20 protein-coding genes are annotated in these 23,425 nt (G+C 74.9%); 15 read left to right on the forward strand and 5 right to left on the reverse strand.

The window, feature by feature from the left end:
- Window positions 1–391 precede the first annotated feature (391 nt).
- From ACZ6NC_RS32540 to ACZ6NC_RS32560, 5 genes are all read left to right on the forward strand, one after another.
- The gene (locus tag ACZ6NC_RS32540) at window positions 392–1,264 is read left to right on the forward strand and encodes an SIS domain-containing protein (RefSeq protein ID WP_465737453.1); all 873 of its coding nucleotides are present in this window, start codon (window positions 392–394) and stop codon (window positions 1,262–1,264) included.
- Between the two features lie 43 nt (window positions 1,265–1,307).
- Window positions 1,308–2,225 (forward strand): ROK family protein, encoded by a 918-nt coding sequence (locus tag ACZ6NC_RS32545; RefSeq protein WP_465737454.1) that lies wholly within the window; start codon window positions 1,308–1,310, stop codon window positions 2,223–2,225.
- Window positions 2,222–3,169 carry a 1-phosphofructokinase family hexose kinase gene (locus tag ACZ6NC_RS32550; protein ID WP_465737455.1) on the forward strand — a complete coding sequence of 316 codons (948 nt, stop codon included), beginning with the start codon at window positions 2,222–2,224 and terminating at the stop codon, window positions 3,167–3,169. The genes ACZ6NC_RS32545 and ACZ6NC_RS32550 overlap by 4 nt, the downstream gene beginning before the upstream one ends.
- Window positions 3,160–4,011, forward strand: a complete 852-nt coding sequence (locus tag ACZ6NC_RS32555; RefSeq protein ID WP_465737456.1) for a class II fructose-bisphosphate aldolase — start codon at window positions 3,160–3,162, stop codon at window positions 4,009–4,011. Before ACZ6NC_RS32550 ends, ACZ6NC_RS32555 begins: the two co-directional genes overlap by 10 nt.
- A 148-nt stretch (window positions 4,012–4,159) precedes the next feature.
- Window positions 4,160–5,152, forward strand: a complete 993-nt coding sequence (locus tag ACZ6NC_RS32560) for an ArsR/SmtB family transcription factor (RefSeq protein ID WP_465737457.1) — start codon at window positions 4,160–4,162, stop codon at window positions 5,150–5,152.
- A gap of 15 nt (window positions 5,153–5,167) precedes the next feature.
- On the opposite strand, the gene ACZ6NC_RS32565 is transcribed toward ACZ6NC_RS32560, so the two are convergent.
- The gene (locus tag ACZ6NC_RS32565; RefSeq protein WP_465737458.1) at window positions 5,168–5,845 is read right to left on the reverse strand and encodes a TetR/AcrR family transcriptional regulator; all 678 of its coding nucleotides are present in this window, start codon (window positions 5,843–5,845) and stop codon (window positions 5,168–5,170) included.
- A 98-nt stretch (window positions 5,846–5,943) separates the two neighbouring features.
- Here ACZ6NC_RS32565 and ACZ6NC_RS32570 point away from each other — a divergent pair, with 98 nt between their 5' ends.
- From ACZ6NC_RS32570 to ACZ6NC_RS32585, 4 genes are all read left to right on the forward strand, one after another.
- The gene (locus ACZ6NC_RS32570; RefSeq protein ID WP_465737459.1) at window positions 5,944–6,765 is read left to right on the forward strand and encodes an SDR family oxidoreductase; all 822 of its coding nucleotides are present in this window, start codon (window positions 5,944–5,946) and stop codon (window positions 6,763–6,765) included.
- 27 nt (window positions 6,766–6,792) lie between these two features.
- The gene (locus ACZ6NC_RS32575) at window positions 6,793–7,710 is read left to right on the forward strand and encodes a haloalkane dehalogenase (protein WP_465737518.1); all 918 of its coding nucleotides are present in this window, start codon (window positions 6,793–6,795) and stop codon (window positions 7,708–7,710) included.
- Between the two features lie 188 nt (window positions 7,711–7,898).
- On the forward strand, window positions 7,899–8,858 hold the full coding sequence (locus ACZ6NC_RS32580) for a carbohydrate kinase family protein (RefSeq protein WP_465737460.1): 960 nt from the start codon (window positions 7,899–7,901) through the stop codon (window positions 8,856–8,858).
- 235 nt (window positions 8,859–9,093) lie between these two features.
- Window positions 9,094–11,316 (forward strand): trehalose-6-phosphate synthase, encoded by a 2,223-nt coding sequence (locus ACZ6NC_RS32585; RefSeq protein ID WP_465737461.1) that lies wholly within the window; start codon window positions 9,094–9,096, stop codon window positions 11,314–11,316.
- Between the two features lie 28 nt (window positions 11,317–11,344).
- On the opposite strand, the gene ACZ6NC_RS32590 is transcribed toward ACZ6NC_RS32585, so the two are convergent.
- Together ACZ6NC_RS32590 and ACZ6NC_RS32595 are read right to left on the reverse strand one after the other, a co-directional pair.
- Window positions 11,345–12,139: an alpha/beta fold hydrolase gene (locus ACZ6NC_RS32590; protein ID WP_465737462.1), complete on the reverse strand. Its 795-nt coding sequence runs from the start codon at window positions 12,137–12,139 to the stop codon at window positions 11,345–11,347.
- A 152-nt stretch (window positions 12,140–12,291) separates the two neighbouring features.
- Window positions 12,292–13,053 (reverse strand): SOS response-associated peptidase, encoded by a 762-nt coding sequence (locus ACZ6NC_RS32595; RefSeq protein ID WP_465737463.1) that lies wholly within the window; start codon window positions 13,051–13,053, stop codon window positions 12,292–12,294.
- A 186-nt stretch (window positions 13,054–13,239) separates the two neighbouring features.
- On the opposite strand from ACZ6NC_RS32595, the gene ACZ6NC_RS32600 reads away from it, so the two are divergent.
- The 3 genes from ACZ6NC_RS32600 to ACZ6NC_RS32610 all read left to right on the forward strand — a co-directional run bounded on the left by ACZ6NC_RS32600 (window position 13,240) and on the right by ACZ6NC_RS32610 (window position 16,826).
- Window positions 13,240–15,633, forward strand: a complete 2,394-nt coding sequence (locus ACZ6NC_RS32600; RefSeq protein ID WP_465737464.1) for a tetratricopeptide repeat protein — start codon at window positions 13,240–13,242, stop codon at window positions 15,631–15,633.
- 85 nt (window positions 15,634–15,718) lie between these two features.
- Window positions 15,719–16,543 carry a class I SAM-dependent methyltransferase gene (locus tag ACZ6NC_RS32605; protein WP_465737465.1) on the forward strand — a complete coding sequence of 275 codons (825 nt, stop codon included), beginning with the start codon at window positions 15,719–15,721 and terminating at the stop codon, window positions 16,541–16,543.
- Between the two features lie 130 nt (window positions 16,544–16,673).
- Window positions 16,674–16,826 (forward strand): hypothetical protein, encoded by a 153-nt coding sequence (locus tag ACZ6NC_RS32610; RefSeq protein WP_465737466.1) that lies wholly within the window; start codon window positions 16,674–16,676, stop codon window positions 16,824–16,826.
- Window positions 16,827–17,098: 272 nt separating this feature from the next.
- Here the strand turns inward: ACZ6NC_RS32610 and ACZ6NC_RS32615 are convergent, their stop codons facing one another.
- A complete protein-coding gene (locus ACZ6NC_RS32615; protein WP_465737467.1) occupies window positions 17,099–18,400 on the reverse strand; it encodes a M64 family metallopeptidase in 1,302 nt (433 codons plus the stop codon).
- 201 nt (window positions 18,401–18,601) lie between these two features.
- On the opposite strand from ACZ6NC_RS32615, the gene ACZ6NC_RS32620 reads away from it, so the two are divergent.
- Window positions 18,602–19,975: a tetratricopeptide repeat protein gene (locus ACZ6NC_RS32620; RefSeq protein ID WP_465737468.1), complete on the forward strand. Its 1,374-nt coding sequence runs from the start codon at window positions 18,602–18,604 to the stop codon at window positions 19,973–19,975.
- Between the two features lie 141 nt (window positions 19,976–20,116).
- Here ACZ6NC_RS32620 and ACZ6NC_RS32625 read toward each other — a convergent pair whose 3' ends face one another.
- Entirely contained in the window at window positions 20,117–20,980 is an 864-nt protein-coding gene (locus ACZ6NC_RS32625; protein WP_465737469.1) for a LysR family transcriptional regulator, read from the reverse strand.
- A 69-nt stretch (window positions 20,981–21,049) separates the two neighbouring features.
- Here ACZ6NC_RS32625 and ACZ6NC_RS32630 point away from each other — a divergent pair, with 69 nt between their 5' ends.
- Window positions 21,050–22,012, forward strand: a complete 963-nt coding sequence (locus ACZ6NC_RS32630; RefSeq protein ID WP_465737470.1) for an EamA family transporter — start codon at window positions 21,050–21,052, stop codon at window positions 22,010–22,012.
- Between the two features lie 84 nt (window positions 22,013–22,096).
- Entirely contained in the window at window positions 22,097–23,332 is a 1,236-nt protein-coding gene (locus ACZ6NC_RS32635; RefSeq protein WP_465737471.1) for a styrene monooxygenase/indole monooxygenase family protein, read from the forward strand.
- Window positions 23,333–23,425 lie beyond the last annotated feature (93 nt).

Consider the following 23,425-nt stretch of genomic DNA (forward strand, 5'->3'; position numbering starts at 1 on the left):
ACGACACCGCCGGGCAGGACGAGGCGGGCACCGGACAGGGCGGTGCCCCGCGGCGGCGCCGCTGATTGAATCCGCGCGGTCACGCGGTCACCTCCGGGAAACGTGCCGGCCGGGCGGCCATCGGTGGGGGCGGCCGCCGGCGAGCATCTGCTCAGAATCGCTCGATACTGGTCAATGCAATCAGATTCAGTCAACCCACCCGGCGCCGGGACAGTGGCCCGTCGAGGTGCAGACCGCTCCGGTCCTGCGCGGCTCTGCTGCCCGGAGCCGGGCCGCCGGCCGAGTGCTCGAAACTGCGATCTTGGTGATCATGGTTGCACATGCCTGGAAGAACGAGCTATAAATCACTCAGATTTGAGCATCGAGACTCAACCTTGCGCAGGAGGACGTCATGGCCTACGTCGACGCCGAGATTGCCAGCCAGCCGGAGTGCTGGCAGCGCGCCCTTGAGCTGACCCCCAAGGGACTTCCCGAACCCGGAGAGCGCGTCGCGATCGTCGGCTGCGGCACCTCGCTCTACATCGCGCAGGCCTACGCGGCGCTGCGCGAGTCGCTGGGGCAGGGGGAGACCGACGCGTTCGCGGCCTCCGAGTTCCCGGCCCAGCGCCGGTACGACCGGGTCGTCGCCCTCACCCGCTCCGGAACCACCACCGAGGTGCTGGACGCGCTGGCCCGCACCCGCAACGGCGCGACCGTCGCGATCACCGGGGACCTGTCGACGCCGGTGGTCGACGCCGCGCAGAACGTGGTCGCCCTGGAGTTCGCCGACGAGCAGTCCGTCGTGCAGACCCGGTTCGCCACCACCGCCCTCGTCCTGCTCCGGGCGCACCTCGGCGCGGCCCCGGCGGACCTGCCCGCACAGGCGCAGCAGGCCCTGGATGCCGCGCTGCCCGAACGGGCCCTCGCCTCGAAGCAGTTCACCTTCCTGGGCACCGGCTGGACCTGCGGCATCGCCCACGAGGCGGCGCTCAAGGTCCGCGAGGCGTCGTCCTCCTGGACGGAGTCCTACCCCGCCATGGAGTACCGTCACGGCCCGATCAGCGTCAGCAGCTCCGAGAGCACCGTCTGGTTCTTCGGCGAGCCGCCGGCGGGCCTGCTCGACCAGATCGCGCTGACCGGCGCCCCTGCCGTGGTCTCGACGCGGGACCCGCTGGCGGAGCTGGTCCGCGCCCAGCGCCTCGCCGTCGAGCTGGCCAAGGCCCGCGGGCTGGACCCCGACCGCCCGCGCAACCTCACCCGCTCCATCGTGCTGGACCAGCCGTGACCGTGATCCACCGGCCGGGGCGGGGCCGGAAGGCGGGCGGCCGGTGAGCGTCATCGCGCTGGACGTCGGTGGCACCCACATCAAGGGCGCGATCGTCGAGGACGGCCGGCTCCTCGGCTCGGCCCAGTGGCACACCCGCGCCGACCGCGGACCGGACGCCGTGACCGAGACCGTCCTCGCCTGCGCCGACGAGCTGATGACCCGCGCCCTCCGGCACGGCGGCAGGCCGGAGGCCGCCGGGATCGTGGTGCCCGGCCTGGTGGACGAGGAGACGGGCACCGCCGTCCTCGCCGCCAACCTCGGCTGGCGCGGCACCCCCGTGCGCGGCCGGCTCGCCGAACACCTCGACCTCCCGGTGGCGTTCGGGCACGACGTCCGGGCCGGCGGGGTCGCGGAAGGCCGGCTCGGCGCCGGCCGCTCCTGCCCCGACTTCGCCTTCGTCCCCGTCGGCACCGGCATCGCCGCCGCGCTGATGATCGACGGCCGGCCCTTCGGCGGTGACCGCGGCTTCGCCGGGGAGCTCGGCCACCTGGTCGTCCGCCCCGGCGGGGACCGGTGCGCCTGCGGCAACCGAGGCTGCGTGGAGACCCTGGCGTCCGCCTCCGCCATCGCCCGCCGCTACGCCCGGGCCTCCGGCGAGACCGCCGTCAGCGCCAAGGACGTCAGGCGGCTGGCCGAGGCCGGGGACCGCTCCGCCGCGCGGATCTGGACGGAGGCTGTGGAGGCGCTGGCCGACGGCCTGGCGGCGCTGACCGTGGTGCTCGACTTCGGGCGGATCGTCATCGGCGGCGGCCTCGCCGAGGCCGGCGAGCCGTTCCTCGGCCCGCTGCGGGACGCCCTCGCCGAGCGCCTCACCTTCCGCGGGCCGCCGCAGCTCGTCGCGGCCGAACTGGGCCACCGTGCGGGGAGCCTGGGGGCGGCGCTGCTCGCGCAGGACCTGCTGGACGGGGGCGGCCGGTGATCCTCACCGTCACCCTCAACACCGCTCTCGACGTCACCTACCGGCTCCCCGAGGTCCGCAGGCACGGCAGCAACCGCGTGCGCGAGGTCACCCAGCAGGCCGGCGGCAAGGGCGTCAACGTCGCCCGCGTCCTGGCCGCGCTCGGCCACGTCCCGGTCGTCACCGGTCTGACCGGCGGGGCGATCGGCCGGGCGGTTCGCGAGGACCTCGCCGCGGCGGGGCTGCACGACGAACTGGTCGAGGCGGCGGGGGAGACCCGCCGCACCGTCGCCGTCGCCGAGGAGCGCGACGGTGACACCACCATCTACCTGGAGCCCGGTCCGGTGGTCTCCCCGGCGGAGTGGCAGGCCTTCCTGGCCCACTACGAGCGCCTGCTGTCCGGAGCGGCCGTCGTGGTGCTCTCGGGCAGCCTGCCGCGCGGCGTTCCGGTGGACGCCTACCGGCAGCTCGTCGAGCGGGCAGGGGCGCACGGCATCCCGGCGCTGCTGGACGCCGAGGGCCCCGCACTGTTGCACGGGCTCCCGGCCGGCCCCGCCGTGGTCAAGCCGAACCTGCGCGAGCTGGCCGAGGCCACCGGCGCCCACGACCCGCTGGAGGGTGCCGAGTTGCTCCGCGCGGCCGGTGCGGGGGCGGTGGTCGCCTCGCTCGGGCCGGACGGGCTGCTGGCCTGCACCGCCGAAGGCCGCTGGCAGGCGCGCCCGCCCGGCCGGTTCCCCGGCAACCCGACCGGCGCGGGCGATTCGGCGGTGGCCGCGCTCGCGCTCGGCCTGGCCGCCGGCGCCGCCTGGCCCGACCGGCTCCGGCACGCGGTGGCGCTGTCCGCCGCCACCGTCCTCGCGCCGCAGGCCGGCCGCTTCGACGCCGGTGCCCACCACCGCCTGCTCAGCCTCGTCCGGGTCGAGGAGATCGAGCCGGCGCACCCTCAAGGAGAGCCATGCCCCTGACCGGAACCGGCGAGATCACCGCCCCCGCCCGCCACGGCGGCCACGGCGTCGGCGCGTTCAACGTCATCCAGCTGGAGCACGCCGAGGCCATCGTCGCCGGCGCCGAGAGCGCCGGCGCCCCGGTGATCCTGCAGATCAGCGAGAACGCCGTCCGCTACCACGGCGGCCTGGCCCCGATCGGCACCGCCACGCTGGCCGTGGCCCGGGCCGCGGGCGTGCCGGTGGCCGTCCACCTCGACCACGCGACCGACCGGTCACTGGTCCGCGAGGCGGTCGAACTCGGTTTCACCTCGGTGATGTTCGACGCCTCCGTGCTCGACTACGAGGAGAACGTACGGGCCACCGCCGAGGTGGCGGCCTTCTGCCACGACGCGGGCGTCTGGGTGGAGGCGGAGCTGGGCGAGGTCGGCGGCAAGGACGGCGTCCACGCGCCCGGCGCCCGGACCGACCCGGGCGAGGGCGCGGCGTTCACCGAGCGCACCGGCGTGGACGCGCTGGCCGTCGCCGTCGGCACCTCGCACGCCATGCTCACCCGGGACGCCGTGCTGGACCTGGAGCTGATAGCCGCGCTGCGGGCCACCGTGCCCGTGCCGCTGGTGCTGCACGGCTCCTCCGGGGTCGCGGACGAGAACCTCGCCGCGGCCGTCGCCCACGGCATGACGAAGATCAACATCGCCACCCACCTCAACAAGGCCTTCACCGCCGCCGTCCGCCGCCGCCTGGCCGCCGACTCCGCCCTCGTCGACACCCGGGCCTACCTGGGTGACGGCCGGTCAGCGGTCGCCCGGGAGGTGGCGCGCCTGCTCGGCGTCCTGACCGCGCCGGCGGCCGTCGCCCGGTGAAGCCGCGGCCCGCGCGGCCTGGCGGCGGCCCCGGGCTCGGTGCTGACGGAGTCCCGGGGCCGCCGCCGTGTGCGAGGCCGCCCGGCAGGCGGGCCATCGATTAGGCTCGGGCCGAATCCAGTGGGCGACGGCCGGGAGGCGGCGGCGCATGCAGTCGGGACTGAGTTTCTCCGCGGCGGACCTGGCGCAGACCCGGTTCGCCGTCTCCCCGATGTGGGAGGTCGTCACCAGCTTCCGGCTGCTCCGGGGTGACGCCGAGCCGCCGCTGCACCGGCGCTGGGCCGAGCAGGTGCGGCCCCGGCTGGCCCACGCCGGGCTCGACCGCGGCTGGCTGGCCGACCTCGTCCCCGCCGGCGGCTACCTCGCGGACTTCCTCAACCCCACCCCCGCCACCCCGTTCCCCGTCCTCGGCACCGAACTGGAGGCGATCCGGCGCACCGCGCCCGCCCGGGTGCGGACCGAGCTGGAGATGCTCGGCGTCGAGCGCGGCACCGGCCCGTCCGCGCGGCTCAGGCTTCTGCACGAGGCCCCCGAGGAGGCGCTGGAGAAGATCACCGCGGAGATCGAGGCGTACTGGGAGCTCGCCCTCGCGCCCTACTGGGCCAGGATCCGGCGGCTCCTCGAAGCCGACGTCTTCCACCGGGCCCGGCAGGTCGCCGAGCACGGCTCCGCCCACGTCCTCAACGAACTGCACGAGACCGTGCGGTGGGACGACGGCACGCTGCGGCTGGTCCACCGGCACTGCGCGCTGACCCGGGACCAGGCCGGCTCCGGCCTGCTCCTGGTGCCCTCGGCGTTCGCGTGGCCGCGGGTGCTGACCCGTTCGGTGTCGCCGGATCCGCCCCAACTCGCCTATCCGGCACGGGGAATCGGCAACCTGTGGGAGCCGCGGGCGACCGCCTCGCCCGACGCCGTCGCCGCCGTCCTGGGCCGCTCCCGCGCGCTGTTGCTGACCGAACTCGACACACCGTCCTCGACCACCCGGCTGGCCGAGCACTCAGGCCTGTCCGCGGCCGGGGTCTCCCAGCACCTGACGGCCCTGCGGAACGCGGGCCTGGTCACGGCCCACCGCACCGGGCGGTTCGTCCTCTACGCCCGCACGGCCCTCGCCGACGCCCTCCTGACTCCCGCCGGGTACTGACCGCGCGGGCGGAGGTCAGACGCCGGCGTCGATCCAGTCCATCAGGCGGGCCCCCTCGCGGGTCATGATCTCCGGGTTGCGCAGGGCGTTGGAGAGCAGGGACATGCCCTGGTAGCCGGCGACGAGGGTGACGGCGAGGCCCTCCGGGTCGGCTGCGCCCAGCTGCCGGTACTGCTCCTCGACCCACTGCAGCAGGCGGCGGATGACCTGGCCCACCGCGATGTCGAGGCCGCCGTCGTCGCGCTTGTCGAGTTCGACGGCGAGGGTGCCGGTGGGGCAGCCGTAGCGGGCGGCGGTGTCACGCCGGCCGACCCATGCGGTCACCAGGCCCTTGAGGCGTTCGCGCGGGTCGGCGAGGCGGTCGAGCTCGGCGGTGAGGGTCTCCAGGTGGCCGGTGTGCTCGGTGAGGGCGGCCCTGACCAGGTCGTCCTTGGTCTTGAAGTAGTAGTACACGTTGCCGGTCGGCACGTCGGCAGCGTGGGCGATGTCGGCGATGGTGGTGCGCTCGACGCCCTGCTCGTGCAGGACCCGCGCTGCGGCGGCCGTCAGCCGCTGCCGCTTGCCGGCGGCTTTCGGGGCGGCGGCCTTCCCGGTGGCGGCCTTGTCGCCGGCCCTCTCGCCGGCCCTCTCGCCGTCGGTCCTGTTGTCGGCAGCCTTCGCCGGGGAGCGCCGGGAGCTCATTGAGTCAGTCACCCGACTAACTGTAGACCGATGCCGGTCGGGGCTGCTACGGTTTCGGCTCGACGGAATTAGTCAGGCAACTAACTCACTTATCGACCGGGGAGATCGACATGATCGTGGTGACAGGTGCGACCGGGAACGTGGGGCGGGCACTGGTGCGGCTGCTGACCGAGGCGGAGGTGCCGGTGACCGCCGTCGCCCGGCACATCACCGACGCCGACGTGCCGCCGGGCGTGCGGGCGGCGGCAGGCGACCTCGCCGAGCCGGCCGGCCTGCGGGCCGCGTTCGACGGGGCGCGGGCGCTGTTCCTGCTGGTGGCGGGGGAGGACCCGGACGGCATCGTGGACATCGCGAAGAGCGCCGGGATCCGCAGGGTGGTGCTGCTCTCCTCGCAGGGAGCGGGGACCCGCCCGGAGGTGTACCGGCACCCGGTCCGGTTCGAGGCGGCCGTCCGGGAATCCGGGCTCGGCTGGACGATCCTGCGGTCGGGCGGGATGGCCGCCAACGCCCTCGCTTGGGCCGAGTCGGTCCGCACCCGGCGGGCGGTCGAGGCGCCGTTCGGCGACGTCGGCCTGCCGTTCGTCGATCCCGAGGACGTGGCCGCCGTGGCCGCCGCCGCCCTGCGCGAGGATGCCCACCTGGGCGCCACCTACACCCTGACCGGCCCCGCGCCGACCACCCCGCGCGAGCGGGCCGCGGCGATCGCGGCCGCGCTGGGCGAACCGGTGCACTTCACCGAGCAGACCCGCGAGCAGGCCCACGCACTGATGGCGCGGTTCATGCCGCTGCCCGTCGTCGCCGGCACCCTGGCGATCCTCGGCGAACCGACCGAGGAGGAGCAGCGCGTCGGCCCCGACGTCGAACACGTCCTGGGCCGCCCGCCCACGGCCTTCGCCGCCTGGGCCGCCCGCAACGCCGCCGCCTTCCGCTGAGCGCGCCTGCCGCCTGCTGTCTGTCGCCTGTCGTCTGCCGCCCTCACCCTCCATCAGCTCTCGTCGAAGGACAGCACCATGCCCGTTCAGCACATCCTCGGTTCGACCATGCACCACCGGGAGTCCGGCGCCGGGACGCCGATTGTCTTCCTGCACGGCAACCCGACCTCCTCCCACCTCTGGCGGCACGTCATGCCCGCGGTGGGGAACGGCCGGCTGCTCGCCCCCGACCTGATCGGCATGGGCGAGTCCGGCAAGCCTGCCATCGACTACACCTTCGCCGACCACGCCCGGTACCTGGACGCCTGGTTCGACGTGCTCGGGCTCGATGACGTGATCCTGGTCGGCCACGACTGGGGCGGCGCCCTGGCCTTCGACTGGGCCGCCCGCCACCCCGGCCGGGTGCGCGGCATCGCGTTCACCGAGACCATCGTCAAGCCGATGAGCTGGGAGGAGTTCCCCGAAGGCGGCCGGGACCTCTTCCGGGCGATCAAGACGGACGGCATCGGCGAGGCCATGATCCTCGACGACAACGTCTTCCTCGAGAAGGGCCTGCCCGGCACCGTCGCCACCGCGCTCGCCCCGGGCGACCTCGACGTCTACCTCAAGCCGTACCCCACCCGCGAGAGCCGCCTCCCGCTCCTGCAGTGGCCGCGCTCGATGCCGCTGGGCGGCGAGCCCGCCGACGTCGTCGCCCGGATCGAGGCGTACGACCGGTGGCTCGGAGCCAGCCCCGCCGTGCCCAAGCTCATGATCACCTTCGCCCCCGGGCCGGGCACGATGGTGCACGAGGACACCATCGCGTGGTGCGAGGCGAGTATCGCCGGCCTGACGGTCGAACACTTCGACGCCGTCGCCGGCCACCACACACCGGAGGACCACCCGCTGCTGATCGCCGGCGCCATCGCGGCCTGGGCGGACGGACACGGCCTTCGCGCCCGGTAGCGCAGGGCCGCGGGAGAAGCGGCGTCGGCCCCGGTCGCGGTCGCGGGAGACGTGGCGTCAGCCCCGGCCACGGGAGATTCGGGCGCCGGCCCCGGCCCGGGCCCGCACCCCTGGTGCTTCGCAGACCGCGAATCCGGGGAGAAGCGGATCGGCGGTTGACGGTCAACGGCGGGAAGGTGACGTCACACATGGCGCAGAACCGGAGCCGGTCGCGGTGGGACGGGGGAGGCGCGTCACGGGGCGGCCGGGAGGTGCTGGTCGTCGGCGCCTACTTCGCCGATCTGGTCTTCCGGGGGCTGGCCAGGCCCGTCCGGCCCGGGACGGAGGTGTTCGCCGAGGCGGTCGACCTGCTGCCCGGCGGGGCGTTCACCCCGGCGATGGCGATGCACCGACTGGGCCATGACGTGGTCTGGGCAACCGACTTCGGAATCGACCTGTTCAGCGGGCAGGTGCTGGCCGCCGCCCGCGCCGAAGGGCTGGACGAGACCGGCTTCCGCCACCACCCGGGCCCACTGCGCAGCGTCACGGTGGCTCTGTCGTCCCCCGGTGACCGGGCCATGGTCAGCTATCAGGACCCGGTTGACGCCCGGCCGCTCGCCGCGCTGCTGCGCGAGCACCGCCCGGCGATGCTGATCTTGCCGCAACTCCAGTACGGAGAAGAGGTGTTGGCCGCGCTGCGAGTCGCCCGTCAGCTCGGGACAGAGGTGTTCATGGACTGCCAGGACATGCCCGGCACGCTCGACACGCCTCTCGTGCGCGAGGTGCTCGCCGAAGTGGACGTGTTCGCCCCCAACGCCGACGAGACGCTGCGGCTGACCGGCACCGGCACGGTCGACGACGCCCTGGGTGTGCTCTCCGGGCTGGTCCGCACCGTGGTCGTCAAGCGCGGGGGCGAAGGGGCGTGCGCCGTCCGCGACGGGAAGCGGTACGACGTCGCCGCCGTCCCGGTCGACGTCGTGGACACCACCGGGGCGGGCGACTGCTTCAACGCCGGCTTCGTGCACGCCCACCTCGCGGGCCGGGAGCTTCCCGACTGCCTCGCCGCCGCCGTCGCCTGCGGCGCCGCGGCGACCACCGGCCCGGGCTCCAGCCGGGCCCCCGACGCCGCCGCTCTGAGGGAATGGCTCGCCCGCGTTCCTCACCACTGACCCGTCCCCACCACCGACTTGCGCCAACGCAGGCCGCGCCGCCGCCGCACGCCCTGGCGCGCCGCCTGCCAGACGGCGCACCACCGGCTCGTGATCAGGAGTGTCGCCCACCGTGTCACGCCCGATTCACCCGGTGATGGCTTCGTGTTAGCGTCCGGTGATCCTGATCTGAGCTGCGCCCCGGTCCGACGGCCGGGGCGCAGCTCCACGTGGCGATCGGCGAGGGGGAACCACCATGGCAGCACCGGAGACGACCGGGCATGGGGCCGCGCATACGACCGGGCATGCGGACGGGCGGGCGAGTGCCGCACTGCGCCAATTCGGTCACCCTGCAAGGATCCTGGTCACCGACCTGGACGGCACCCTGCTCGGCGGCGACCGGGCCGACCGCCGCCGGCTGCATGCCGCGCTGGCCCGTCACCCGGAGGTGGCCGTGGTCTTCGCGACCGGTCGGGGGCTCTCCTCGGTGCTCAAAGCCCTGCGGGACCCGCTGGTGCCCAGACCGCGCTGGATCATCGCCGACGTGGGGGCGAGCGTCATCGACGGCACCGACCGGACCCCGGTCGCGGACCTGCAATGCAGGCTGCGCAGCGGCTGGCCCGGGGCCGAACGCGTGCGGGCCGCGTTACGCCGCTTCCCGGGGCTGGTCTACCAACACGGGGTGGTCCAGGACGGCCGCTGCTCGTTCCATCTGCGCCCTGCGGATCTGACGCAGGAACTCACCGACGCCGTCCGGGCGTTGGGCTGCACCTGGCTGTACTCGGCGGACCGCTACTTCGACGTGCTCCCGCCCGGTGCGAGCAAGGGCGGCGCCCTGGCGGCGCTGGCCGCCGAACAGCGCTGGCCGATGGACTCCGTCCTCGTGGCCGGTGACTCGCTCAACGACCTGTCGCTGTACGGGCTCGGCGCGCACGGCGTGATCGTCGGCAACGCCGAACCCGCCCTGCGCGCGGCCGTCCCCGAGGGCGGCGCCGTCCACCGGCCCGACCGACCGGGCGCCGCCGGAATCCTGGCGGCCCTCCAGGAGCTCGGCTGGGTGGAACGCGACTACCCGCTCGTGGTCGGCTACCACCGCCCGCCGGTCCACCCGACCCCCGGCGGCTGGCGGCCGCCTGCCAGTCCCAACGGCATCCTTCCCACCCTGCGCAGCCTGTTCGAGGCCAACCCACAGGCCGTCTGGGCCACCGCCGAAGTTCTCGGCCCGCACGCCCGCCCGGGCCGGCTGGACGGGCACGACACCGGGCTGCCGCTCTCCTTCGTGCCGCTGAGCGCCGACGACTGGGCCGCCTACTTCCACCGGGCCTGCAAGGAGACGCTCTGGCCGGTCCTGATGTCGCAGCCCCGGCGGCTGCGGTTCGACCCGGACGCCTGGGCCCGTTACCGCGAGGTGAACGCGCGCTTCGCCGACCACATCGCCGCCCGCGCCGCGCCGGGCGCCACCGTCTGGCTGCACGACTACAACCTCTGGCTCGTCCCCGGGCGACTCCGCCCGCTCCGCCCCGACCTGCGGATCGGCCTCTTCCATCACACCCCGTTCCCGGCGCCGGAGGTCTTCGCGGCCCTGCCCACCGCCGCCGAGATCCGTACCTCGCTGAGCTGCCTGGACTGGGCCGGGTTCCACACCGAGACCTTCGCCGAGCAGTTCCGCAGAACCCTCGCGGGAGCACCGGATATGCCCCGGGTGGGTGTGCATCCACTCGGCATCGACCGCGACGCCATCGCCTCGGCGGCCCGCTCCCGTCTCCGTGGGCGCGCGCGGCCGCCCCGGGGCGGAGCGGCCGGCGGTCCGCTGGTGCTCTCCGTCGAACGCCTCGACTACACCAAGGCCCCCGTGCAGAAGGTCGAGGCGGTGGCGGCCGTGCTGGCCCGTCGCCCCGAGTTGCGCGGACGGTTGCGGTTCCGGCTGGTCTGTCCGCCCCCGGAACCCGGCATCACCTCGTACGACGTGACCCGGAAGACGCTGGAGCGCCGGATCGCCGAGGTCAACGACAGGTGGGGCACGGTCGGTTGGCAGCCCGTCGAGTACCTGCCGCAGAGCCTGCCCTTCACCGAGGTGATCGACCACTACCTGGAGGCGGACGTGTTCTGGGTGGCCTCCCTCCAGGACGGGATGAACCTCACCGCGAAGGAGTTCATCGCCGCCCAGCACGCCGTCGGCGGCTCCGGCGTCCTGGTGCTCTCCCGCCACGCCGGCGCCGCCGCCCAGCTCGGCAGCGCGGCCCTGCTCACCGACCCGCGCTCACCCGCCGACCTGGTCGACACCCTCCACCGGGCGCTGACCCTCGGGCCGGAGGAGCGCCGCCTCCGGTTGGAACGCCTCGCAGACCTGCTCGGCGACCACCACCCCGCCGACTGGGCCGCCGAGATCACCGCGGCCATCCGCGGGGGCGACTCCCCGGGCGCGTCCTCGGGCGCCTCCCGGGAGGGCTCCGAGACCACGGCCGTCGGCGCCCGGTGACGGCCGGCGCGGTGACGGCGGGCCGGGCTCAGCGCCGGCCGGGCCCGGCGGCCGCCAGCGCCGCGGCGACGATCTCCGCGATCCGCTGCGGCTCCTCGTTGGGGAGGAAGTAGCTGGTGCCGGGGATCGTGACCACGGTGGCGTGCGGACAGGCCTCCAGCGTGCGCCGCTCGTCGGTGGTGAGCCCGCCGTCGCCCTTCTCGGCGTGGACGACCCAGACCGGCACCCCCGCACCGCAGAGGCGCGCGGCCGGTTTGTCGTGCGCGCCGAGGTGGTCGAGGTAGCCGCGGAGGATCCCACGCATCACGTGCGGATCGTTGCGGCGGAGGTCGGCGAGCAGCTCCGCGCGGCGTTCGGGCGGCACGCGCATGCTCTTGGAGGCCGGGCCCATGAGCTTCAGCAGGGCGGCGGACGGCAGCGGGCCGAGGACGCCGCCGAGGCGGCAGATGGCGCGGAAGAAGAGGGGCTCGTCCCGGGGCGACAGGCTGATCCCCAGCAGCACCGCGGGCCCGGTGAACGCGCCGGTCGCCAGCATCTCCAGCGCGACGTTCGCCCCCATGCTGAACCCCACGACCACGTCGCAGGCCTGTTCCTCGGCCAGTCGGCCGGCGTGCCGGGCCAGGGTGCCGATGGCGAAGTCCTCGGGAGGCGCCGTCCCGCTGTGCCCCGGCAGCGTCACGGCGACCAGCCGGGTGCCGGAGAGCGCGGGTTCGGCCATCAGCTCGGCGTACGACCGGGCGGCGTTCAACCCGCCGGGGAGGAGCAGCGCGGTCAGCGGCGCGTCGGCCGGCCCCGAGACGAGATGGTCCCACGCTTCGTCCATCGGGTGTCCTCCCTCCGCGTGCCGGGCGGACGTCCGGACCGGGGCCCGGACGGGGCGGGGCCCGCAGCGCTACCGGAACGGGGGCGTCCCCTTCATCTTGACCGCGGGGACGCCCCCCGGCCACCCGGTCACCCGGTCACCCGGTCACCCGGTCACCCGGCGTTCTCGTCGCCGTGCCCCACCGGGTCCGGTACGGCGTCCAGCAGCGCCGCCCCGTTGTTGCGGACGCTGTTGACGGTGGTGGAGACCGCCCGCACCGCGAGCTCGCCGCCGGCCGGGGTGTGCAGCAGCTGCCGGAGCCCGGCCGGGTCGGTGTGCTCGGGGTCGAGCCAGGCGTCCAGGTCGGCCGGCGCGACGGTGAGCGGCATCCGGTCGTGGACGTGGCCCGCGGCGTCGGTGGCGTCGGTGGTGATGATGGTCGCGGTGGTGAGCCAGGCCGCCGGGTCGTCCTCGGGGCGCTCGCGGTCGCGCCAGAACTCGTAGAGCCCGGCCATCACCAGCGGCCCGCCCTCGCGGGGGTGGAGGAAGTACGGCTGCTTGAACGCCTTGCGGCCGTCCCCGGCGGGCACCGGGACCCACTCGTAGTAACCGTCCGCCGGGATCACGCAGCGGCGCTTGGCGAACGCCGACCGGAAGGCCGGCTTCTCGTGCACCGTCTCGGCCCTGGCGTTGATCAGCCGCGCCCCGCCACCCGGGTCCTTCGCCCAGGAGGGGACGAGCCCCCAGCGCACCGGGCGGAGCCCGCGGGCGAGTTCACCCGTCTCGCGGTCCACCCGCTCCAGCACCGTCCACACCGTGTCCGTGGGCGCCACGTTCCAACTCGGCGCCAGGGACTCGACCGGGGTCCACCTGGTCACCCCGAACAGTTCGACGAGGTCCTGGGGGGTCGAGGTGGAGACGAATCGGCCGCACATACCCGCAACTCTGCCACCGTCCGGCCGCCGTGGCGGGCCATTTCAGCCGGGACACCGTGTCGCGACCGGCGCGGACCCGGGCTTGCGGCCGTCCGGGGCGGCCCGGGGAACGGGCGAACCGGGCAGTCACGGTGGCCGCATTCGTTCACTCCCCGGCCGTGAGGAGTCGGAGTAGCGTGTCCGGTCATGGACGCCGGATTGCTCTGGACGGCCGGGGGAACGCTCGCCGGATGCGTCGCGTTGGGGCTCACCACTTGGCAGTTGCGACTCCAGATACGCCAGCACCGGCCGGACCGGCCCGACCGGACGTCGGAGGAGCCTGCCCGGCAGGCCGTCTCCGGCCCGGCGACGGTGCCGGTACTGGCGCCGGTGCGGAGCCTGCCGGCGGAGATCCGTGGCCGGCAGGAGCACCTCCGGGAACTCGTCGCCCTGGCCGGGAAGCCGACCGGCCGGGTGGTCGTCCTCGCCGGCCTGGGCGGGATCGGCAAGTCCACGATCGCGGCGGCCCTGGCCGAGCGGGTCCAGGCGGGGATCCGCCGCCATGTGTGGTGGGTGTCCGCGGCCGAGCCGGGGAGCCTGCTCGCCGGGATGCCGGCGGTCGCCAGGATCCTGGGCGCCTCGGTGACCGAGCAGGAGGCCATCGCCTCGGGCACACCCCAGGCGCCGGACGCCCTGTGGGCCGTCCTGGAGCGGGAGAAGCACCGCTGGCTGCTCGTCATCGACAACGCCGACGCTCCGCAGGCCCTCGCCGTGCCGGGCGCCCCGGCCGGCTCGACGAGCGTCGCCGACGGGACGGGCTGGCTGAGGGTGCCGCGCTCCGGCCTGGTCGTCGTGACCACGCGTCAGGCGGACGCCGCGACCTGGGGCAGGGATGTCCTGGTCCGCAGGGTCGAACGGCTGAGCCCGGCCGACTCGGGGCGGATCCTGCGTGACCTCGCCCCGCAGGGCGGGACGGAGGAGGACGCGGGGAGGCTGGGCGAACGGCTCGGCGGCCTTCCGCTCGCCCTGCACCTCGCCGGCAGCTACCTGGGCTCCGACTTCGCCCTGACCAGGAAGTTCGCCGACTACCAGCAGGCGCTGGACAGTTCGCCGCAGTCCATGGACCTGCTGACACCGGATCCCGACCTCGGCGGCGACGCCAGATCCACCGTCATGTACACCTGGGAGACGTCCCTCGACGCCCTCGGCCGCTACGGCGTGCCCCAGGCCCGTACGCTCCTTCGGCTGCTCTCCTGTTTCGGCGCGGCGACACCGATCCCCGACGACCTGCTGCAGGTGGGGCTCCTCACCCGGCTGCTCCCGGCGGAGGAGGCAACACCGACCGAGCAGGCCGTCTGGCTCGAACAGGGAATGCGCGGGCTCATCCGCCTCGGCCTGGTGAGCCGCCTCCCGGCATCCTCGGAGAACGGCGACGACCGCGCCCTGATCCTGCACCCCGTGGTCGCCGACGTCAGCCGCGCGCACCTGGCGGCCGACCGCCGGGCCGGCCGCCCGGTGGCCGAGGCGATCGGCTCCACCGCCGCCGATCTGATCACCGAAGCGCTGGCGAGGCTGGAGCCGGACCGGCCGTCGGACTGGCCGGCCTTCCGCCTCCTCGCGCCGCACTTCCGGGCCTTGCTGAACACCACGGCGAGCAGCCTCGACCCGTGCGACCTCACCCGGATCGCCCGGTCCGCGAGCACCCTGGCCGACTACTACGAATGGAGCGGACCGGCCGCCCTGGGCGAAGAGGTCAGCGTTGCCGCCCTCGCCGCCGTGAGCCGGCTCCCGGCCGGCGACCGCGAGGCTCTCGGGGTCCGCTACTGGCTGGGCCGGAGCCTCGCCCTGCAAGGCCGCTGGCGGGAGGCCGACACCGGCCTGCGCCTGCTGCACACCGCCCAGGTGGAGCACCTCGGCGCCGAGGCGCGGGAAACGCTGCGGACCGAGGGCGAACTCGCCCGGATCGTGGCCGATCTCGGGAGCTACGCGGAGGCCGCGGCCGCCCTCCGCTCCGTCCTGGCCGCCCAGGTGACCGCCCTCGGAGCCCGGCACCCGGACACGCTGGACACCTACCACGCCCTCGGCCGGGTGGCCGCGCGTGAGAAGCGCTGGGAGGAGGCCGAGTCGATGTTCCGCACCGCCTGCGACGGACGGGCCGCCGTGTTCGGCATCGACCACCCGGCCACGCTGGCCAGCCGCAACCGCCTGGCCTGGACGGTCGGGCAGTTGGGCAGGCTCCAGGAGGCGGAGACCGAACTGCGGAGGATTCTCGGGATCCGTCGCGGACTGTTCGGGGACGAGCACCACGACACCCTCGCCACCCGTGAACGGCTGGGCTGGATCGTCGCCCTGCGCGGGCGGCTGGCGGAGGCCGAGGAGGAGCTCGGCGCCGTCGTCAGCGCCAGGACGCGGCTGCTCGGCCCGGACTACCTCGGTACCTTGAACTCCACCGTCCTGCTGGCCCAGGTCATCGCCCGGCGCGGGCGCCCCGCGGAGGCCAGGGCCATGCTCGACAGTGTCCACCGGCGGCAGGTACGCCTCTTCGGGGCGGACCACCCGCACACCCGGGAGACGCACGAGCTCATCGCGGGCCTGGGCTGAGGCCCACCGGGCGTAGGCGTGGGCGGTGCGGGCGGTGACCCGCGTGTCTGCGGCCCGGGCGGCCCCGATCGGAGATCGTGGTGGCATGACCGAGCAGCGCGACGTGTGGGCGGCGGGGGACGCCTACGAGCGGTACATGGGCCGGTGGAGTCGTCCGGTCGCGGAGGGATTCGTGGCGTGGCTCGCGTGGGAGGACGGCGCGACGTGGCTGGATGTGGGCTGCGGCACCGGGGCATTGACCGCCGCGGTGGCCGCGCGTTGCCGGCCCCGGACGGTGGTGGGCATCGACCGGTCCGCCGGGTTCGTCGCCTCGGCAGTAGCCGCCGCTCCCAGGGCGGCGCACTTCGTGGTGGCCGACGCGCCGGCGCTGCCGGTGCGTGACGCGGGGTGCGATGTGGTCGTCAGCGGACTGGCGCTCAACTTCCTTCCTGCGCCGGACGAGGCGGTGGCCGAGTGGGTCCGCGTGGTGCGGCCGGGCGGGCTGGTCGCGGCGTACGTGTGGGACTACGCCGAGGGCATGAAGCTCCTGCGGTACTTCTGGCACGCCGCCGCCGCGGTGGATCCGTCGGCCGCCGCCCTGGACGAGGGCCGCCGCTTCCCGGTGTGCCGCCCGGACGCGCTACGCGCCCTGTGGGACGGGGCGGGACTGGCCGAGGTGGTGGTCGCCCCGATCGAGGTGCCCACCGTATTCGTCGACTTCGCGGATCTGTGGGAGCCGTTCCTGTCCGGGCAGGGGCCCGCTCCGGGTTACGTCGCCGCCCTCGCCCCGGCGGCCCGAGGCCGGTTGCGTGACGCGCTCGGTGAGGCCGTGCCCACGCGGCGCGACGGCTCCATCGCGTTGACCGCCCGCGCATGGGCGGTCCGGGGCCGGCGGCCGGCCCGTGCTGGGGCGGACTGGGTGTCGGGGTGAGCGTCGCCCTGGCGGCGCCTGTCGGCGAGCAGTTCGGGCAGTGACCCGTCGAAGTCGGGCAGGCGCTCGGCCAGTCGGGGCAGTCCGGACGCGCGATCAGCGCCCGCCGCTGGTCGCGTCCGAACGGCCGGTGGTCGTGCGCGGCGGCCAGGGCGGGCCGCACGTCCGCCCGACGGGCCGGGCGGAAGTACGGGCCCGCCAACTCCTCGGCCGCGGCGGCGATGCGGTCGGCGCCGCCCAGCTCCGCGAGCGCCGGGCCGCGCAGGTGGGGCGGCAGCAGTGACGCCATCTACCCGAGCAGTGTCACCGCCTGCGCGGCCCGCCGGCTCGCGAGCCTGTCGTTCGACCACCAGGTCGCCATTTACGCCCCCGTGATGCTGCTTCGGACCGACCCCCTGGCCCGGCGCGCCCGCTCTGCCACGAGCCGCCCCGGACCGGGCCGGGCCCACTGTGCCACGGCCGGCCGGCAGGGTGGCAACCGGCTGCAGGGACCGCTGTCGCAGTGCGGGAGTGGTGCGGGAGTGGCTCGCCCCGCGTGCCGGGCCGGAGGGTGCGTCAGCGCGTGACGTCCCAGGAGAGGGCGTCGGTGAGCGAGCGCCGCAGCTCCGGGTCGGTGACGGCGGAGGTCGGGTCCGTCGCGACGGCGGTGAGCCGGTGCCGCAGGTGCTTGGGGCCGGTGAGGCGGAGGTCGGAGACGGCGATCGCCGCGTGGTCGCGCAGGGCCGTGACCTCGCGGCCGTCGAGGTACCAGCGCAGGCGGGTGCCGGGGGCGGGGAGGTCGACGGTGAGCCGGTCGGCCGGGTTGAGGAGCGTGGTGGTCGGGGTTGGGCTGGAGAGGGTGGTGGCGTAGCGGTAGAAGCCGGCGATCATGGCTTCGCGGCCGGGGAGGTTGAACTCGCGGCCGAGCGATCGCATGATCGAGTTCTCGGTGGGCCGGTAGAGGCCGGCGGGGTAGTAGCCGCCGCCCTCGTACGCGCCGACGGTGCCGCCGTCGGGCGAGGCCTGGCCGAGCCAGCGGTACCACTTGGTGCGGTCGCGGCGCAGCTGATCGGCGGTGAGCGTGGTGATGTTGGACTCGGCGGGCTCCTCGCCCTGGTAGGTGCCCTGGCCGTCGTAGGAGTACTCGTCGGCCAGCTTCCCGAGGGAGTGGCCGGTCTCGTGCACGGCGACCTGCCCGGAGCGTTCGTTTCCGCCGGCGACGGTGGCTATACCGGAGTAGCCGAGCGGGGAGACGACGTCGTTGTAGCCGGCGCCGCCGTACTTGGCGCTGTTGGCGACGACGAGGACGAGGTCCGCCTGCGGGGCCTTGGCGGCGTAGCGGTCGACGGCGTCGGTGTCGACGCAGAGCAGCCGCTCGACGCCGTCGCACCAGAAGTAGGAGCCGAGGGCGGTCTGCCGGACGGTGGTGCGGTCCGGGTCGCCGGAGACGCCCGACTCGGCGGAGACCGCCTGTACGGCCCAGACGTTGAAGAGCGCGCGGTAGGTCGTGTAGGGCTGGACGGCGGTGATCTCCCGCCACTTCTCCGCGGCGTCCGCGAGGAACTTCTCCTGCTCGGCGGCCGTGTAGCCGTCACCGATCACCACCACGTCCAGCTTGGTGTCGGTGCCTCCGTTGCGGACGATCTGGCTGACGGTGCCGTCGCCCGCGGCGGGCCCGGCCAGGGACTGCGGGGCGGTGTACGGGGAGGTGGCCGGCACCTGGGCGCGGCTGATGCGGCCGTCCTCGGCGAAGACCTCGACCTGGTGGCCGTCGCCCGGATGTGCCGGGCCGGCGGCGAGGGGGCGGGTGGGGGTGGCCTCGTCGGCCGTCGAGGCCAGGGCGGGGAGGGACCAGGAGCAGATAGCTGCCAGGGTCATGACACCTGTGAGGGCGGTGCTGGTGAGTCTGCCGGGACGCACGGGGGGACCTCCGGGGGGGGGTGATGGGGCGTAAGGTGCGGGCAGGGGAGATAAGTCGATGGTTAATCAGACTTAATCGATGAGTTAATCTAGGACACCACCGCGTCCACCACAATGGGCCGGGCGGGAACAGTGGGGATCCGACAGGAGGGAGCGGCCATGACCGCGGAGAGCGAACCGGACGGACTCGGGCCGCGCATCCAACGGCTGCGCCGCGAACGGCGGCTGACCCAGCGCGCGCTCGCCGAGCCGGCCTACACCGCCGCCTACGTCTCCACCGTCGAATCCGGCCGGGTCCAGCCCTCCGAGACCGCCCTGCGCCACCTCGCCGAACGCCTCGGCGTCACCTTCGACGAGCTCGCCACCGGCCGGCCGGCCCACCTGGTGCCCGAACTGAAACTCGCACTCACGGAAGCCCAGAGCACACTGGCGGAAGGCGACACCACCGAGGCCGCCCGACACTTCACCGCCGTCCTGGACCGCGCCGCCCGGCACGACATCGACTCCGTCCGGCCCGCCGCCCTGCTCGGCCTCGGCGACTGCGCGCTGGAGACCGGGCGCCTCGACGAGGCCCGGGAGCACTTCGAGGAGGCGGAACGCCTCCTGGCCGGCGAACCACTGCCCCGCCGCGCCGCCGCGATCCGCGGCCGGGCCGTGGCCCACCTGCTGGCCGGCGAACTGAGGTACGCCTGCTACCTGCTGGAGACGGCCATCGACCAGCTCAACCGGAGCGGACTGCACGACCCCGACGCGCTGCTCCTGCTGTACTCCGCCGCCATCGGGCCGTACATGGACATGGGCGCGCACGCCCGCGCCGCCCAGGCCGCCGAACTGGCCCTCGCCCTGGCCCCCGGCGCCACCGACCCCGCACTGGTCGCCGGGCTCCACCGCAACGTGGCCCGCACCCTGATCGCCGACGGCCGGGCCGCCGAAGCCGAAGCCTCCCTCGCCAAGGCCCAGGAGCTCTACCAGCGCCTACGCCTCACCTCCGACCTCGCCAAGTGCCACTGGATGCGCGGCTACGTCCACGCCCAGGCCGGCGACCTCCCGGGAGCGGAACGCGAACTGCACACCGCCCGCGCCATGCTGGCCGCCCGGCACGCGGAGCTCTTCATCCACCAGGTGGACGTCGAACTCGCCGACGTCCTGCGCCGTCGCGGCCGGCACGAGCAGGCCGAGGAACTGCTGCGCAGCCTCCTCGACCGGATCGGCCCGGAGCGCGGGGCCGTCCACACCGCCGGGGCGCACCGCCTGCTCGGACTCATCGCCGAGGACCGGGACGAACCGGAGGCCGCGGAGGAGCACTACGTCACCGCCCTCGCCGTGCTCGAACGGGCCGGAGCGGCGGGCGACCTCGCGGACCTCTGCCGCCTCCTCGGCGACCTGCTTCGCCGCACCGGCCGCGTCGAACAGGCCCTGGACGTCTACCGGACCGGCCTCGGCCACCGCGCAGCCCCGGGCACCACCACCCTGGGCCCCGCACCCGCCGGCCCGCCGATCCCGGCGCCGGCCCGGCTCGCGCGGGAGCGGTAGACCGGAGGCCCCGTAGACCCCGGAAGGCGGTCTACCCCGGAGGGCCGTCTACCCCGGGGGGCCGCCCACCCCGGGGGGAGGCGTGGGGGCCGGCGGGGCGCGCAGCGGCACCGGGCCCAACGTGCGGTGGGTCCCCCCGGCTCAGGTCCGGCCGGCTGCGAGGACCAGGCGGGCGAGTGCCACCAGATCCGCGATGGCCGGGTGCCCCGGGCCCTCGCGCCAGGCGAGGACGACGGGAACGGCCGGCGCGTCCGCGAGCGGGCGGTAGACCAGCGACGGGTGCGTGTGGTTGCCCGGGGTGGCCGAGGTGGAGACCCCTACGGCGCGGCCCGCGGCGATGGCGATGAGCCACTCGTCGGTGTTGGCCACCTCGATGGTCGCGACGGGCCGGGCCGTCGGCGGCCAGAGGTCCGCCGTCGTGGTGCCGGAGACTGTGTTGAGGGCGACCGGGTGCGCCGCGAGGTCCGCCAGGGTGACCCGGGGCAGAGCGGCCAGCGGGCTGCCGGCCGGCATGACCACCACCCGCTCCTCCGTCAGCAGCAGTTCGGTGCGGAGCCCGGGCGAGGTGACGGCGCCGCGCAGCAGGGCCGCGTCGACCCTGCCCCGGGTGAGGCCGGCCGTACGGTCGTCGATGCGGAGCAGTTCCAGCGGAACGGCGGGGTACGGCTCGTCCCAGCGGCGCAGCAACGGGACGGTGTGGACGCCGAGCGCCGCCCAGGTGTGGCCCAGGCGCAGCGGCCAACTCCTCAGGCCCCCGGGGTCGAGGGCGGTCTCCACGGCGGCGACGGCGGCGCGGGCCTTGTCGCGGAAGGCGAGGCCCTCGGCGGTCAGCTCCAGGTGGTGGGTGGAGCGGTCGACGAGGCGGGCGCCCAGGTGCTCCTCCAGCCGGCGCAGTGTGCGGGAGAGCGCGGGCTGGCTCAGGTGGAGGCGGGCGGCGGCGCGGGTGACGTTGCCCTCCTCCGCGATGGCCAGGAAGGCGCGCAGGTGCCGCAGCTCGATGGTCATGCGTCAGGAGCATAACCGCGGCGGATACGGCATTTCACACGGCGTGGCGGGATTCCTAGCGTGAAGGGCATGACCTCCTCCACACTGGGCACCTCCTCCACGCCGGGCACCTCCTCCACACTGGGCACCTCCTCCACGCCACGACCCTCCTCCACTCCAACCGCCGCGCCCTTTGCCGTCCTTCGTCACGCCGCAGGGCGCGGCAGCCTCGGCGGCGTCGGCTTGATGCTGGCCGGGGCGGTCTCCGTCCAGTCCGGGTCGGCCTTCGCCGCGCTGCTGTTCCCCCGGGCCGGGGCGCTCGGCGCGGTCGCGCTGCGGGCGACCTTCGCCGCCTTGCTGCTGCTGGTCGTCGCCCGGCCCCGGCTGCGCGGCCATTCGCGCGCCGACTGGGCGGTGGTGGGCGGGTTCGGCCTGGCGCTCGGCGGTATGAACATCCTCTTCTACCAGGCGATCGACCGGATCCCGCTGGGGGCGGCGGTCAGCTTCGAGGTGCTCGGCCCGCTGCTGCTCTCGGTGGCCGTCTCGCGCCGCGCCGCCGGCCTGCTCTGGGCCGGCCTCGCGCTGGCCGGGGTCTGCCTGCTGGGCCGCGGCGGCTTCGGCGGACTCGGCCTCGCGGGTCCGGCCTTCGCCCTGGGCGCCGGGGCGATGTGGGCCGCGTACATCGTGTTCAACGTCCGTGCGGGCGCCCGCTTTCCGCGGCTGGACGGTCTGGCGATCGCGATGGCCGTCGCCGCGCTGGTCAGCCTGCCGCTCGGGATCGGGGCATCGGGCCGGACGCTGCTGGATCCCGAGGTGCTCGGCCTCGGCCTGGTGATCGCGGTGATGAGCTCGGGCGTTCCCTACTCCCTGGAACTGCTCGCCCTGCGACGGCTGCCCGCGGCAACCTTCGCCGTGCTGACCAGCCTGTCGCCGGCCCTGGCCGCGCTGGCGGGCTATCTGGTGCTGGACCAGGGGATGTCGCTGCCCCAGTGCGCCGCGATCGTCCTGGTGGTCACGGCGAGCGCGGGCGCGATCCGCACGGGAAGGCGCTGAGCCGAGGCTCCGCGGCGGCCCGGCCACCTTTGCTGCCGCGCCGGGCCGACCTACCATCGGAGCTCGCGCCCCGGGGAGGATGCCATGCGTCGGATCGCCGTCGTAGGAGCGGGCCAGGCCGGCCTGCAGCTCGCGCTCGGACTGCTCGCCGCCGGATACCGGGTGACCCTGGTGGCCGAGCGGACGCCGGACCAGCTGCGCGGCGGCCCGGTGCTGTCGACGCAGGCGATGTTCGGCCCGGCGCTGCGGATCGAACGGTCGGCCGGGCTGGACTTCTGGTCCGGGGAGGCGCCGGCGGTCAGGTCGGTCGCCTCGGTACTCGCGGTGCCGCCCGGCGTCCGGGCCCTCGACTTCACGATGACGTTGGACGAGCCGGCCCAGTCGGTGGACCAGCGGCTGAAGACGGCGCACTGGCTGGAGCTGTTCACGGAGCGCGGCGGCCGGGTGGAGTACCGCTCGCTGGACGGCGCCGGCCTGCAACGGCTCGCCGAGCGGCACGAGTTGACGGTGGTGGCGGCCGGGCGGGGCCCGCTCGCCGCCATCTTCGAACGGGACGCGGCCCGCTCGCGCCACGACACACCGCAGCGGTCGCTGTCCTGCCTCTACGTCCACGGGGTCGGCTCGCCGGACCCGGCAGCCGAACCGCGGGCGCGGATGCACGCACTCCCCGGGGCGGGCGAGCTGTACCTGCAGCCGGCGCTGACCCTCTCGGGCCCGTGCGCGATCCTGCTCTGGGAGGCGCTGCCCGGCGGCCCGCTGGACCGGTTCACCGACCGCCCCGGCCCTGCCGAGCAACTGGAGCGCATCCGCGGCCTCCTGCGCGCCCACCTCCCCTGGGAGGCCGAGCTGTGGACCGGCGCCGAGCCGACCGACGCGGGCGCCGGCCTCTTCGGCGCGGTGACACCGACCGTCCGCCGGCCCGTCGCCCGGCTCGGCGGCGGCGCGGAGGAGGTCCACGTCCTCGGCCTCGGCGACGCGCTGGTGGTGAACGACCCGATCACCGGCCAGGGTGCGAACAGCGCCGCCCGGGCCGCCGACGCCTACCTGCGCGCGATCACCGCACACGGCGAGGACCCGTTCACACCCGGCTGGATGCGCGACACCTTCGAGCGGTTCTGGCATCAACACGCGCGCCACACCGTCGACTTCACCACCACGATGCTCGCCGTGCCGGACCACCTGCAGACGGTCTTCGGCGCCGCCGCCCAGCACGACGCCGTCGCCCGCCGCCTCGCCAACACCTACGCCGAGCCGAGCGACTACGCCGTCTGGCTCGCCACCCCCGAGCTGACGTCGGCCTACCTCGGCACGGTCGACTGAGCGCGCCCCCTGCGCATAGGCGGCCACGCCACGTCCGGCACACCACCCATCGGCTAAGATCACGCAGCCCATTCGGGCGTGCAACGCTGGGGG

It is taken from the genome of Kitasatospora sp. NPDC041988, from assembly GCF_055588525.1.

Excerpts from the sequence above, each read along its gene's own strand:
- ACZ6NC_RS32540 (WP_465737453.1), top strand. The coding sequence starts at position 392 with ATGGCCTACGTCGACGCCGAGATTGCCAGCCAGCCGGAGTGCTGGCAG.
- ACZ6NC_RS32555 (WP_465737456.1), top strand. The coding sequence starts at position 3,160 with ATGCCCCTGACCGGAACCGGCGAGATCACCGCCCCCGCCCGCCACGGC.
- ACZ6NC_RS32560 (WP_465737457.1), top strand. The coding sequence starts at position 4,160 with ATGCAGTCGGGACTGAGTTTCTCCGCGGCGGACCTGGCGCAGACCCGG.
- ACZ6NC_RS32570 (WP_465737459.1), top strand. The coding sequence starts at position 5,944 with ATGATCGTGGTGACAGGTGCGACCGGGAACGTGGGGCGGGCACTGGTG.
- ACZ6NC_RS32580 (WP_465737460.1), top strand. The coding sequence starts at position 7,899 with ATGGCGCAGAACCGGAGCCGGTCGCGGTGGGACGGGGGAGGCGCGTCA.
- ACZ6NC_RS32585 (WP_465737461.1), top strand. The coding sequence starts at position 9,094 with ATGGCAGCACCGGAGACGACCGGGCATGGGGCCGCGCATACGACCGGG.
- ACZ6NC_RS32590 (WP_465737462.1), bottom strand. The coding sequence starts at position 12,139 with ATGGACGAAGCGTGGGACCATCTCGTCTCGGGGCCGGCCGACGCGCCG.
- ACZ6NC_RS32595 (WP_465737463.1), bottom strand. The coding sequence starts at position 13,053 with ATGTGCGGCCGATTCGTCTCCACCTCGACCCCCCAGGACCTCGTCGAA.
- ACZ6NC_RS32600 (WP_465737464.1), top strand. The coding sequence starts at position 13,240 with ATGGACGCCGGATTGCTCTGGACGGCCGGGGGAACGCTCGCCGGATGC.
- ACZ6NC_RS32605 (WP_465737465.1), top strand. The coding sequence starts at position 15,719 with ATGACCGAGCAGCGCGACGTGTGGGCGGCGGGGGACGCCTACGAGCGG.
- ACZ6NC_RS32615 (WP_465737467.1), bottom strand. The coding sequence starts at position 18,400 with ATGACCCTGGCAGCTATCTGCTCCTGGTCCCTCCCCGCCCTGGCCTCG.
- ACZ6NC_RS32620 (WP_465737468.1), top strand. The coding sequence starts at position 18,602 with ATGACCGCGGAGAGCGAACCGGACGGACTCGGGCCGCGCATCCAACGG.
- ACZ6NC_RS32625 (WP_465737469.1), bottom strand. The coding sequence starts at position 20,980 with ATGACCATCGAGCTGCGGCACCTGCGCGCCTTCCTGGCCATCGCGGAG.
- ACZ6NC_RS32630 (WP_465737470.1), top strand. The coding sequence starts at position 21,050 with ATGACCTCCTCCACACTGGGCACCTCCTCCACGCCGGGCACCTCCTCC.
- ACZ6NC_RS32635 (WP_465737471.1), top strand. The coding sequence starts at position 22,097 with ATGCGTCGGATCGCCGTCGTAGGAGCGGGCCAGGCCGGCCTGCAGCTC.